We start from the raw sequence: 12,226 nt of genomic DNA on the forward strand, positions 1-12,226 counted from the left end.
CGGGCGGGAGGGGGCCTCGTGCCCGGGAGGACCGCGGCGGCGCGTCCGGCTTGACGCGACCGGCGGGGTCGGGTGTACTCGACCTGTTCGAACAGGTGTTCGAACGGGTCGACCACCGTTCCCGGGACCTTCCCCGCCCGGGCCGGTGGGCAGACCGTCAGCGGCACGGGGTGGGGAGTCGGACATGAGCCGGGTGCTGGGTGACGTCGGCGAGCGGGTCGGCGAGGAGGTGCAGGTCGAGCGCGGTCCGCTCGGGCCGGCGCAGTTCTGGCGCGGGCAGGGCCGCTACGTCGTCGGCGAGCTGCTCGACTCCTGGGTCGAGACCTCGCCGTGGTGGGAGCGTGCCGCCGGCGGTGCCTCGGCCGACCTGGTCGCCCCCCGCGAGGTGTTCCGGGTCGAGGCGCTGCGGGCCGGGCGCTCGCGGACGAGCTTCGCCGGCGTCTACGACCTGTGCTGGGACGCGGCGGACAACCGCTGGTCGCTCGTCCGGGTGCACGACTGATGGGCGCCGCGTACGCCATGACCCACGACCGGGCCGATCAGCTGCCCCTGCCCCCGCCGCTCCCGGCGGCCGCGGCCCAGCTGCTCGACCAGGCCACCCGGGCGCTGGCCGAGGCCACCCGCGCCACCGACGCGCGCGAGCGCTACGCCACCGCCCACCTCGGCGCGCTGCGCGCCGCCGCGGCGGTGCTGGCCGCCCGCACCCGGCCCGAGAGCGGCCGCCGCCGGCCGCGCAGCGCCTGGGTGCTGCTGGAGCAGGTCGCCCCCGAGCTGGGGGAGTGGGCCACCTTCTTCGCCGCCGGCGCGGCCAAGCGCGCCGCGGCCGAGGCGGGGCTGTCCCGCGCGGTCACCGAGCGGGAGGCCGACGACCTGGTCCGCGACGTCGGGGCCTTCCTCACCGTGGTCGAGAGCGTGCTCGCCAGCACGCCCGAGCCCGCGCCCGCACCCCGGCCCCGCGTGGTCGGTGGCACCCAGATGCGCGGCACCGCCTCCCGTCCCGTCCGCGGGCGGTGAGCGGGGACCCCTTCGTCCACCTGCACGTCGCCTCCGGCTACTCCCTGCGGTACGGGGCCAACCACCCCGCCGACCTGGTCGCGCGCGCCGCCGAGCACGGCATGACGGCGCTGGCGCTGACCGACCGCGACGGCCTCTACGGCGCGGTCAAGTTCGCGCTGGCCTGCCGGTCGGCCGGGCTGCGGCCGGTGTTCGGGGTCGACCTGGCGGTCGCCCCCGCGGTGGACACGGCCGTGCCGCCGGCGCGGGCGCACGTGCTGGGTCAGGACGAGTTCTCCCTCCGCCGCACCGGGGGCTCGGTGCGGCCGGCGCCGGTGCGCCGCAGTCCGGTGCGCGGCGGCGCCAGCGTCGACCCCCGGCTGCCGCGGGTCACCTTCCTGGCCCGCGACGGCGCCGGCTGGCGCTCGCTGTGCCGGCTGACCAGCGCCACGCACCTGCGCGGCACCCGCGGCGAGCCGGTGGCCTCGCTGGCGCTGGCCGCCGAGCACGCGCCGGGGCTGGTCGCGGTCCTGGGACCGGACTCGCCGGTGGGCCGGGCGCTCGCGGCCGGGCGGGCCGACGTCGCCTCGGCGCGGCTGTCGGCCTGGCGGTCGGTGTTCGGCCCCGGCTCGCTGGTGGTCGAGCTGGTGCACCACCGCGGCCGGGGCGACCGCTCCCGCGCCCAGCGGCTGCTGCGCTTCGCCGACGAGGAGGGCGTGCCGGTGGTGCTCACCAACGCCGTCCGCTACGTCGACGCCCTCGACGCACCCACCGCCGACGTCCTCGACGCCTCCCGGCGGCTGGTCGCCCTCGACACCCGGCACGTCGACCGGCGCACCGCCGAGGGCCACCTCAAGTCGGGCAAGGAGATGGCCGAGGTCGCCGCCGACCTCGTCGGCCCCGACCGCGACGCGGCGCTGCGGCTGACCGAGCGCACCGCCCGGCTGGCCGAGCAGTGCGTCGTCGACGTCCGGGAGGACCTGGGCATCGGCACCGTGCGCTATCCCGAGCTCGACGTCGTCACCGCACCCGGGGAGCGGGGGACGGGCCCCTCCGAGGTGCTGCGGTCCCGCTGCGAGGCGGGGCTCGGCCGGCGGGGGATGGCGGCCACCGCGCAGGTCACCCGGCGTCTGGAGGACGAGCTGGCGGTGATCGACCAGCTGGGCTACCCGTCCTACTTCCTCACCGTCGCCGACGTGGTCGACCTCATCAGGGGCCTGCGGGTCCGCGCCGCGGCCCGAGGGTCGGGCGCCGGCAGCCTGGTCACCTACCTCCTGGGCATCTCCGACGTCGACCCGATCCGCTACGGCCTGCTGATGGAGCGGTTCCTCTCCCCGCTGCGCCACCAGCTGCCCGACATCGACATCGACGTCGAGTCCGCCCGGCGGATGGAGGTCTACGACGCGGTCATCGACCGCTTCGGCGCCCACCGGGTCAGCTGCATCTCGATGATGGACACCTACCGGGTCCGGCACGCCATCCGCGACGTCGGCGCCGCGCTGGGGCTGCCGCCGGCCGAGGTGGACGCCGTCGCCAAGGCCTTCCCGCACATCCGGGCCAACCAGGTGCACGCCGCGCTCAAGGACCTCCCGGAGCTGCGGGCCAGTCGGCTGGGGTCCCGGCGCGGCGGCGGCACCGGCGACCTCGACCTGCTCTTCGACCTGGTCGCCCGGCTCGACGGCCTGCCCCGGCACATCGCGCTGCACCCGTGTGGGGTGCTGCTGTCCGACGCCACGCTGCTCGACCGCACCCCGGTGGAGAGCAGCTACCTCGGCTACCCGATGAGCCAGTTCGACAAGGACGACGTCGAGGAGCTCGGGCTGCTCAAGCTCGACCTGCTCGGCATCCGGATGCAGTCGGCGATCGCGCACGCCCTCGACGAGGTGGCCCGGGTCGACGGCGCCGACGTCGACATCGACGCCGTCCCGCGCGACGACCCGACGACCTTCGAGCTCATCCGCAGCACCCGGACCCTCGGCATGTTCCAGATCGAGTCGCCGGGGCAGCGCGAGCTGGTCGGCAAGTTCGGGCCGGAGACGTTCGAGGACATCGTCATCGACATCTCGCTGTTCCGGCCCGGGCCGGTGAAGAGCGACATGGTGACGCCGTTCCTGCTGGCCCGGAACGGCTGGCGGGACCCGGTCTACCCGCACCCCGACCTCGCGCCGTTCCTCGAGCAGACCGCCGGCGTCGTCGTCTTCCACGAGCAGGTGCTGCAGATCGTGGCGCAGATGACCGGCTGCGACCTCGCCCAGGCCGACGAGGCGCGCCGGGCGCTCGGTGACAGGGAGCTGCACCCGGAGGTGCGGGCCTGGTTCATGCCGGAGGCGCTGCGGCGCTATCCGGTCGAGGTGGTCGAGCAGGTGTGGGAGGTGCTGGTCGCCTTCGGCTCGTTCGGTTTCTGCAAGGCACACGCGGCGGCGTTCGCGCTGCCCACCTACCAGTCGGCGTGGCTCAAGACCCACCACCCGGCGGCCTTCCTCGCCGGGGTGCTCACCCACGACCCCGGCATGTACCCGAAGCGGCTGATCCTCGACGACGCCCGCAACTTCGGGATCCGCGTCCTGGGCCTCGACGTCAACGCCTCGGCCGGCACCTACCGGGTGGAGCGGCTGGCCGAGGACGACCGCCGGGAGGACTGGCGGCGGCCGGACTGGATGCCGCCGTCGATGGCCGACCCGTCGGGCCACGGCATCCGGCTGTCGCTGACCGACGTCAAGGGCATCAGCGAGGACGAGGTGGAGCGGATCGTCGCCGGGCAGCCCTACCGGTCGCTGACCGACTTCTGGTCGCGGGCCTCGGTGTCCCGCCCGGTGGTCGAGCGGCTCGTGCTCGCCGGCGGGTTCGACTCGCTCTACGGCTTCGGTGTCCGCGACCGCGAGGCCGGCCGGCCCACCCGCTCACGCCGGTCGGTGACCCGCCGCGACCTGCTCCTGCAGATCAGCGAGCTCGACCGCTGGAGCCGCAGCGGGAAGAAGGCCGGCGCGGTCGGGCAGCTCAGCCTGGACCTGCTCGGCCTCGACTTCGGGGGCGGAGAGCTGCCGGGCGAGGACCGGGGAACGGACGGGTCGGGCCCCGAGGAGACCGGGCCGGGGTGGGCCGGCGGCAGCGGGCTGCCGGAGTTCACCGACGCCGAGCTGGTGCGCGCCGAGCTCGAGGTGCTCGGGCTCGACGCCAGCCGGCACGTCGTCGACTTCTACCGGCCCTTCCTGTCCGCCATCGGGGCGGTCCCGGCCGGGGAGCTGCTCGGCTGCCGCAGCAGTGCCGAGGTGCTGGTGGCCGGGGTCAAGGTGGCCACCCAGACGCCGCCGATCCGGTCGGGGCGCCGGGTGGTCTTCGTGACCCTCGACGACGGCACCGGCTGCACCGACTCGACCTTCTTCGAGGACGTGCAGGGCCCCTACGCGGCGACGGTGTTCCACTCGTGGCTGCTGGTGATCCGCGGGGTGCTGCGGCGCACCGGCCCGCGCGGGGTGTCGATCCGGGCCACCGGCGCGTGGGAGCTGCCCGCACTGCACGAGGCGTGGGAGGCCGGCGGCCTGGCCGCGGTGGCCGAGCACATGGCCGCGCCGGGGGAGTACACCGACCAGGCGATCGCCGGGGCGGCGGCCTCGCACGGCGCGCGGCCGGTGGTGGTCAAGCCGGTGCTCGTGCACCCGACCGGCTTCCGGATGTCGCCCTACGCCGACATCAAGCCCGCCGGCGAGGACGCCGCGACCGCCGCCCGGCGCGCGGCGTCGGCGCCCCGGAAGCTGTGGCACTCCAGCCCCGGCAGCTCCGGTCACTGACGACGGACCCCGCTGCCCCCACCACTCGGCACGGGCCGAAACGATCATGGAGCTGCTGCGGCGGCACACCGGTGCCGGCCGGCGTGTCGCCGCCGTGGCCCCGTGATCGCCGGGGCGGGCGCAGGTCACCCCCGAGCGCCGCACCGATGACTCCCGGCCCGCCGCGGCGTCAGAACCGGTGAGCGCCGGCATCCCGCCGGCACCTCCGGAGAGGACGCAGCCATGCCGAAGCAGATCCCGTGCCTGTGGTTCGACACCGAGGCCGAGGAGGCCGCGCGGTTCTACACGTCGATCTGGCCGGACTCCGAGATCCTCGGCACCCTCCGCTACGGCTCCGAGAACCCCGAGCGCGAGGGCCAGGCCATGACCGCGCACTTCCGCCTCGGCGACACCGAGTACGTCGCCCTCAACGGCGGCCCGGCGGACTGGCACTTCAGCGAAGCCGTCTCCTTCCAGATCATGTGCGCCGACCAGGCCGAGGTCGACCACTACTGGGACCGGCTCACCGACGGCGGCCAGGAGGCCCCCTGCGGCTGGCTGAAGGACCGCTTCGGCGTCTCCTGGCAGGTCGTGCCCACCCGCCTGATGGAGCTGCAGAACGACCCCGACCCCGACCGCCGGCGGCGTGCGGTCGAGGAGATGTTCACGATGAAGAAGATCGTCATCGCCGACCTGGAGCGGGCCGCCGACTCGGTCTCCGCCTGAGGGCACGGCCGGTCGGCGCGAGGGCCGGCCCGCGCGTGCGCCGCTAGGGTCGGACGGGTGACCGCCCCCGCACCGTCCTCCGGCGAGCACCTGCCCGTCCGGACCGCCGCGGTCTGGGCCGCGCTCGACGCGCTGGCCGGGAGCGGCACCCCGCTGCGGGTCCTCGACGTGGGCGGCGGGAGCGGCGTCTTCGCCGTCCCGCTCGCCCGCCTCGGCCACCAGGTCACCGTCGTCGACCCCAGCGCCGACGCGCTGGCCACCCTCGAGCGCCGGGCGACGACCGCCGGCGTCGGCGACCGGGTCCGCGGCCTGCAGGGCGACGGCGACCTGCTGCACGAGCTGCCCCTGGCCGAGGGCGACTCCGACGGCGGCTACGACCTCGCGCTGTGCCACGCCGTCCTCGAGGTCGTCGACGACCCCGCCACCACCCTCGGCGAGATCACCCGTGCGCTGCGCCCCGGCGGGCAGGTCAGCGTCGCCACCGCCAACCGGGCCGGCGCCGTCCTCGCCCGCGCGCTGAGCGGGCACCCTAAGGAGGCGCTCGCCCTCCTCGAGGACCGCGACCCCGCTCCCGGCCGCACCCGCCCGGCCCGCCGCCGCTTCGCCCCCGACGACCTGCTCGCCCTGCTGCGGAACGCCGGCCTGGAGCCGGCGGAGTGGCGCGGCGTCGCGGTGGTCTCCGACCTGCTCGACGCGACCTCCGACGCCGACCCCGAGGCCGTCCGCCGGCTCGAGCTCGCGCTGGCCGGCACCTCGCCCTACCGCGACGTCGCCACCGGCCTGCACGTCCTGGCCACCCGCCCGTGACGGCGGTGCCCCCCGGCGTGCTGCCCCCCGACCTGGTCCAGCCGGCCTACGGCGTGGCCAGCCTCGCCGACGTCCTGCCCGGGGCGGCCGCCGCCCTCGGCGTCGCTGTCGACCGCGGCGGACTGCCCGCCGACCCGCTCGGCCTGACCGACGCCCTGGCCGGTGCCCGCCGGGTGGCGGTCCTGCTCGTCGACGGCCTCGGCGCGCACCTGCTGCGCGCGCACGCCCACCTCGCCCCGGTCCTCGCCGCGCTGGCCGGCCCGGCCGGCGACCTCGCCGCCCCGTGCCCGAGCACCACGCCGGTCAGCCTGGTCACGCTCGGCACCGGCGTCCCCCCAGGCGGGCACGGCGTCCTCGGCTTCGTCACGGCCGTCCCCGGCGAGGACCGGCTGCTCAACCACGTCCAGTGGGCCGACGACCCGGACCCGCGCGACTGGCAGACCCGTCCGACCGTCTTCGAGCAGTCCGCCGCGGCGGGCCTGCCGGTCACCGCCGTGGCCCCGTACGCCTACGCCGGCTCCGGGCTGACCACCGCCGCCTACCGCGGCGCGGGCTACTCGGGCACCGTCAGCGCCGGCGACCTCGCCGCGGGGATCCTGCGGTCGCTGGCCGCCACCCCCACCGGGCTGGTCTACGGCTACACCCCCGAGCTCGACCTCACCGGCCACGTCCGCGGCGTCGACTCCGACAGCTGGCGGATGCAACTCGCGCTGGTCGACCGGGTGGTCGAGCAGGTCGTCGGCGGACTGCCCGACGACGCCGCGCTGCTGGTCACCGCCGACCACGGCATGCTCGACGTCCCCCGCGCCACCCGGGTCGACGTCGACGACGAGCCCGCGCTGCTCGACGGCGTCGCGCTGCTGGCCGGCGAGCCCCGCGCCCGCTACGTGCACACCGTCCCCGGCGCCTCCGGTGACGTCCTCGACGCCTGGCGCGGCGTGCTCGGCGACCGGGCGTGGGTGACCGGGCGCGAGGAGGCCGTCGCGAGCGGGGTCTTCGGCGCCGTCGGTGAGGGCCTGGCCGCCCGCATCGGCGACGTCGTCGCGCTGGCCCGCGGCCCGTGGGCGATCACCGCGTCGGCCACCGAGCCCGGTCCCAGCCGGCTGGCGGCCTACCACGGCTCGCTCACCGAGGCCGAGGTCGCGATCCCGCTGCTGCTCGCCCGCGGCCGGGCGCTCGGCTAGCGGCTCGCAGGCTCAGCGGACCGGCGACACCGACAGCGCCGTCCAGGTGCGCGGGTGCGCCGGGTGCAGCGCCCGGCAGGTCAGCTGCGCGGCCTCGTCCGCCGGCCGGCTCTCCACCCGCACCACCACGTCGCCGTCCGGGCCGCCGAGCACCACCTCGAACCGCTCGACGTCGTCGGCGTCCTCGGTGCCGTCGTCGGCCAGCCGCCGCGACCCGCGCACCGGCAGGTCGTCCACCCCCAGCAGGCCCAGCCGCTCGCGCGCGGCCTGCTGGGCGGCCTGCGCCGGCAGCGCCACCCCGGCGCGCCCGCGCAGCCAGGGCAGGGCGACCTCGCCGCGGGCGTGGGCGGACACCACGTCGGAGCCGTCGCCGGGCACCTGCCCGTAGGCGAACCCGTGCGGCAGCACCAGGACGTTGGTGGCGAACCGGCACCCGCCGAGGTGGCTGCACTCCCAGACGTCCGGTGCCGGCATCGACCGGGCCAGCGGCCGGCCGCGGAGCGCGCAGCAGGCGTCGTGCTGGCCGTGCGTGCACACGAGGTAGGTGGGCCGGCCGGTGCGTTCGCCGACCGAGCCGTCCCACGGCGCGTCGACCAGGTCGGCGTCGTCGGTGCGCACCGACCACCACAGGCCCTCGCGGCCGGGGCGGCCGTCGACGTAGGCCCAGCGGCGGCCGGAGTCGACCAGCCGGTCGCCGGGCCGGCGGACGAGCAGCACCCGCACACCCTCGGTCCGTGCCCGCGCCGACAGCCGGGCGGCGACCGCCTGGTCGAAGCGGGAGCCGGTGAGCGCGTCGCGGCCCCACGGTCCCGGCTGCTCGATCAGCAGCCAGCGCTGCGCCGGCCCGGCCGTGGCCACGGGGGCGTCCCCCCGGACCAGGGCCGTCACCGAGCAGCGGGTCGCGTCGAGCCGGCCGGCGCGTTCGGGAGCCGTACCGCGTCCGGGAGCTGCGCCGCGGTCGGCGACCGCGCCGCTCACCCGGGGGAGAGCGGCCCGGTCACGACCCGGTCCCGATGGCGTCGGCACGCTCCCCATCGTCCCCGCCGGCGTCGGGGGCCTGGGCGCCCGGTCCGATCGGGCCAGGTCCGGGTGCGCTGGCCGGGACGCCGTCGACCCCGTCGGCGCCCTGCACGGTCGCGTCGGCGACGAGCGCGACCGACTCGGTCACCAGCCGGCGGGCGAGGGTGAGCCGGTCGTCGGCGTCGAGTCCGGCCAGGTCGGCGACCTTGGTCTCGCCGGTGGCCAGCAGCCCGGTCAGCGCGTCGCGCGTCGAGGCGGGGAACTCCAGCCGGCGCCAGCCGGCCAGCAGCGCGACCCGCTCGCCGTCGGCGGTGGCGGGGGCGTCCCGCAGCGAGCAGCGCAGCCGGCGGCGCAGCCGCAGGACGGTGTCCGGCGACAGCGCCGCGGCGGCGGTGGCCTGGGCCAGCGGCGCGACCGGCTCGGGACGCACCTGCGACCAGGTCCGCGAGCGCACGCGGTCGGCGACCTCGTCGGGGTCGACCCGGCCGAGCCACTCCTGCAGCGCGGCGACGACGGTGCGGACGTCGTCGCGGACCGACGCCGGGTCGGACAGGTCCAGGCCCAGGGGCAGCGACCGGCGCAGCTCGCGGTCCTCGGCGGCCAGCACGCGCACCAGGTCCAGCGCCGACTCGGCGGCGGCCCAGCGGGTGACGGAGTGGATGCCGATGGTCAGGTGCGCGCTGGTCTGACCCAGCGCCACGGCCGAGTGCAGGTAGCCGCGGGGGAGGTAGAGGGCGTCGCCCGGGCGCAGCACGGCGTCGATGACCGGCTCGCGCTCGGCGGCCGCGGCGACGGCGGCCGCGCGGTCGGTCCACGGCTGCGTGCGCAGCGGGTCGTCGAGCACCGGCGCGTGGATCGTCCAGTGCTTCTTCCCGGCCACCTGCAGCACGAAGACGTCGTGGACGTCGTAGTGGGGGGAGAACCCGCGCGAGGATGGCGGCGTGACGTAGGCGTTGACCTGCGTGGGGTGCCCGAGGTCGGCGGCCAACTGGTCGGCGAACTCGATCAGCGGCGGCCAGAGCCGGTGCAGGCCCTGCAGGACCACGGTGCTGCCGTCGGCGAACAGCCGCAGCACGGCGTCGGAGGAGACCTGGTCGGCCACCTCGGCGCCGGCGCCACCGGAGGTCGTGAACCTCTTTGGGTCGACGACGGCGCCGTCCTTGGCGATCCGCAGGAACGGCGTGCGCAGGCCGCGGCGCGAGAGCAGCTCGTCGACGGCAGTCAGCGTCAGCAGGTCGGTGAACGACTCCCCAGTGTCCTCCGCGCGGGCGAGCAGCGGGCGGCGGGACCAGTACTCCTCGGCGAAGACCGCGGGGTCGAGGTGCGTGCACCGGCCCAGGGCCGGGCGGGCCTGCGCCCCACCCGGCCCCGCGACGGTCGGGTCCTGGCTCAGGCCGAACCGTCCGCGCCGCCATCGGCGCCGCCGTCGGCGCCGCCGTCCGCGCCACCGTCCGAGCCGCCACCGGCCGCGCCGCCGTCGGCCGGGCCGTGACCGGCGCCGCCGTCCGCACCGCCGTCCGCGCCACCGTCGGCGCCACCGTCCGAGCCGCCACCGGCCGCGCCGCCGTCGGCCGGGCCGTGACCGGCGCCGCTGTCGGCGCCGCCGTCCGCGCCGCCGTCCTGGTGACCGGGCGTGCCCTCGCCGGCCCCGCTGTCGGCCGGGCCCTCCACGCTGGTCATGTCGTCGTCGTCGAGCGCCATCGAGCTCCTCCGGGATCCGGGTCGGGACCGGCCGCCGGACGACGGTCGGTCGCGTCCCACCTACCTCCATCACGGGCCGGTCACACATGCGTCGACCAGCGAGTTCCCGGCACGCCGGGACACGCCGGAGGGGTCCGCGGGGACGGCGCGCCACGGGCCCGGCGGTGCCGCTACCCTCCCCGGGTCGGTGCGAACAGGTGTTCGATCAGGGAGGGCGCGTGCGGTCGTCGGGAGGGCGTACCGAGGGGTGCACGGTGCTGCACGTCGACATGGACGCCTTCTTCGCCAGCGTCGAGGTGCGCCGCCACCCCGAGCTGGCCGGCACCCCGGTCATCGTGGGCGGCGCGGGCAACCGCGGGGTGGTCACCTCGGCCACCTACGAGGCCCGCGCGTACGGCGTGCACGCCGCCATGCCGACGGCGCGGGCGCTGCGGCTGTGCCCGACGGCCACCGTGCTGCCGGGGGACCTGGCGCTCTACGCCGAGGTGTCCCGGGCGGTCATGGCGCTGTTCCGGTCGGTGACGCCGATCGTGGAGCCGCTGAGCCTGGACGAGGCGTTCCTCGACGTCGGCGGGGCCGGGCGCCGGCTGGGCGACGTCGTGCAGATCGGCGAGTACCTGCGCGCCCGCGTCTTCGACGAGCAGGGCATCACCTGCTCGGTCGGGGTGGCGGGCACCAAGTTCGTGGCCAAGCTCGCCTCCACCCGCGCCAAGCCCGACGGGCTGCTCGTCGTCCGCCCGGCCGAGGTCATCGACTTCCTGCACCCGCTGCCGGTCGGCGCGCTGTGGGGCGTGGGCGCCAAGACCGAGGAGGTGCTGCTGCGGTTGGGTCTGCGCACCGTCGGCGACCTCGCCCACGTCCCGGCGCGCACCCTGCAGCGGGCGGTCGGGCCGGCCGCCGGCAGCCACCTGCACGAGCTGGCCTGGGGCCGCGACCCGCGCCGGGTGGTGCCCGACGAGCCGGAGAAGTCGACCGGGCACGAGGAGACCTTCGCCACCGACGTCGACGACCCCGCCGTCATCCACCGGGAGCTGCTGCGGCTGTCGGAGCGGACGGCGGGCCGGCTGCGCTCGGGCGGCTGGCTGACCCGCACGGTGAGCATCAAGGTCCGCTTCGCCGACTTCACCACCATCACCCGCAGCCGCACGCTCGGCGTCCCCACCGACGTCGGGCAGGAGGTGTACGAGACCGCCCGCGCGCTCTTCGACGCCCTCGGCCTGGACCGGGCGCGGATCCGGCTGGTCGGCGTCCGCGCCGAGCGGCTGGTGGAGGCCGGCCAGACGCCGCGCCAGCTCGAGCTCGGCGCCCGCGAGCACGGCCGCCGCGACGCCGAACTGGCCGCCGACCGGGCCGCCCGCCGGTTCGGCGCCGGTGCGGTCCGCCCGGCCACGCTGCTGCGCCGCGACGGCGACCGCCGGGTGCGCTGACCCGACGCCCTCCTGACCTGGTCGGATGCCACCCGTGAGGGTGGTCACGGGGGCGCTGCGGCGGGTCGCCGCACGCTCGCCTTTCGCACCCCGCCAACGGCTCGTATCCTCGGTGTCACCCCCGGGTATTCACCCGGGGGTGTTTGGCTCCGCCCACCTGGAGGTCTCGGTGCCGCTCTCCGAGCACGAGCAGCGACTGCTGGAGCAGATCGAGCGCGCCCTCGTCGACGACGATCCCAAGTTCGCCTCCTCCGTCCGCACGGGTGACCGCAGGCTCAAGGCCCGCCGGAAGCTGCAACTCGGTGCGCTGCTGGTGCTGGTGGGCCTGGCCGTCCTCGTCGGCGGCGCGGTCGCCCCGTCCGTCCCGCTCGGCGTCCTGGGCTTCCTGGTGATGTTCGGCGGCGCCGCGCTGGGTGTCCTGAACTACCGCTCCGCCACCGGCGCGGTCGAGGCCGGCCCGGTCGGTCCGGCCGGTGGCCGCGGGGGCAGCACCGCGTCCCGCGGCCGTGGCGGCAAGCCCCGCAAGCAGCCGCTGAAGAACCGGCTCGAGGAGCGCTTCCGCCGCCGCTACGACCAGTAGCCGCACCCGACCTTCCCCGAC

Annotated in this window: 11 protein-coding genes; 8 read left to right on the forward strand and 3 right to left on the reverse strand. The window is 76.8% G+C overall.

Translation table 11 applies throughout. The annotated features are described in order from the left end of the window. Nucleotides 1-184 precede the first annotated feature (184 nt). From BM414_RS14725 to BM414_RS14750, 6 genes are all read left to right on the forward strand, one after another. Nucleotides 185-502 carry a DUF6504 family protein gene (locus BM414_RS14725; RefSeq protein ID WP_093580301.1) on the forward strand — a complete coding sequence of 106 codons (318 nt, stop codon included), beginning with the start codon at nt 185-187 and terminating at the stop codon, nt 500-502. Further along, nucleotides 502-1,014 carry an SAV_6107 family HEPN domain-containing protein gene (locus BM414_RS14730; protein WP_093580303.1) on the forward strand — a complete coding sequence of 171 codons (513 nt, stop codon included), beginning with the start codon at nt 502-504 and terminating at the stop codon, nt 1,012-1,014. Before BM414_RS14725 ends, BM414_RS14730 begins: the two co-directional genes overlap by 1 nt. Next, complete coding sequence (locus BM414_RS14735; protein WP_093580304.1) at nt 1,011-4,781, forward strand: DNA polymerase III subunit alpha; 3,771 nt, start codon at nt 1,011-1,013, stop codon at nt 4,779-4,781. The genes BM414_RS14730 and BM414_RS14735 overlap by 4 nt, the downstream gene beginning before the upstream one ends. Nucleotides 4,782-5,003: 222 nt before the next feature. Next, on the forward strand, nt 5,004-5,486 hold the full coding sequence (locus BM414_RS14740) for a VOC family protein (RefSeq protein WP_093580306.1): 483 nt from the start codon (nt 5,004-5,006) through the stop codon (nt 5,484-5,486). A 57-nt stretch (nt 5,487-5,543) separates the two neighbouring features. Continuing rightward, a complete protein-coding gene (locus BM414_RS14745) occupies nt 5,544-6,293 on the forward strand; it encodes a class I SAM-dependent methyltransferase (protein WP_093580308.1) in 750 nt (249 codons plus the stop codon). Continuing rightward, a complete protein-coding gene (locus BM414_RS14750) occupies nt 6,290-7,477 on the forward strand; it encodes an alkaline phosphatase family protein (protein ID WP_093580310.1) in 1,188 nt (395 codons plus the stop codon). The genes BM414_RS14745 and BM414_RS14750 overlap by 4 nt, the downstream gene beginning before the upstream one ends. A 12-nt stretch (nt 7,478-7,489) precedes the next feature. On the opposite strand, the gene BM414_RS14755 is transcribed toward BM414_RS14750, so the two are convergent. The 3 genes from BM414_RS14755 to BM414_RS14765 form a co-directional block, all read right to left on the reverse strand. Continuing rightward, nucleotides 7,490-8,335 (reverse strand): ferredoxin family protein, encoded by an 846-nt coding sequence (locus BM414_RS14755; RefSeq protein WP_245784740.1) that lies wholly within the window; start codon nt 8,333-8,335, stop codon nt 7,490-7,492. Between the two features lie 139 nt (nt 8,336-8,474). Further along, nucleotides 8,475-9,599 carry a cupin domain-containing protein gene (locus tag BM414_RS14760; RefSeq protein ID WP_342716188.1) on the reverse strand — a complete coding sequence of 375 codons (1,125 nt, stop codon included), beginning with the start codon at nt 9,597-9,599 and terminating at the stop codon, nt 8,475-8,477. 287 nt (nt 9,600-9,886) lie between these two features. Next, nucleotides 9,887-10,198, reverse strand: a complete 312-nt coding sequence (locus tag BM414_RS14765) for a BatC protein (protein ID WP_093580431.1) — start codon at nt 10,196-10,198, stop codon at nt 9,887-9,889. Between the two features lie 254 nt (nt 10,199-10,452). Between BM414_RS14765 and dinB the strand changes: the two genes are divergently transcribed. Both dinB and BM414_RS14775 read left to right on the forward strand, forming a co-directional pair. After that, entirely contained in the window at nt 10,453-11,625 is a 1,173-nt protein-coding gene (gene dinB, locus BM414_RS14770; RefSeq protein ID WP_245784741.1) for a DNA polymerase IV, read from the forward strand. Nucleotides 11,626-11,794: 169 nt separating this feature from the next. Next, nucleotides 11,795-12,205, forward strand: a complete 411-nt coding sequence (locus tag BM414_RS14775; protein ID WP_093580316.1) for a DUF3040 domain-containing protein — start codon at nt 11,795-11,797, stop codon at nt 12,203-12,205. The last annotated feature ends 21 nt before the right edge of the window (nt 12,206-12,226 follow it).

Source organism: Geodermatophilus amargosae, assembly GCF_900116515.1.
In the GTDB taxonomy this organism is placed as follows: Bacteria; Actinomycetota; Actinomycetes; order Mycobacteriales; family Geodermatophilaceae; genus Geodermatophilus; species Geodermatophilus amargosae.

Excerpts from the sequence above, each read along its gene's own strand:
- BM414_RS14740 (WP_093580306.1), top strand. The coding sequence starts at position 5,004 with ATGCCGAAGCAGATCCCGTGCCTGTGGTTCGACACCGAGGCCGAGGAG.
- BM414_RS14730 (WP_093580303.1), top strand. The coding sequence starts at position 502 with ATGGGCGCCGCGTACGCCATGACCCACGACCGGGCCGATCAGCTGCCC.
- BM414_RS14765 (WP_093580431.1), bottom strand. The coding sequence starts at position 10,198 with ATGGCGCTCGACGACGACGACATGACCAGCGTGGAGGGCCCGGCCGAC.
- BM414_RS14725 (WP_093580301.1), top strand. The coding sequence starts at position 185 with ATGAGCCGGGTGCTGGGTGACGTCGGCGAGCGGGTCGGCGAGGAGGTG.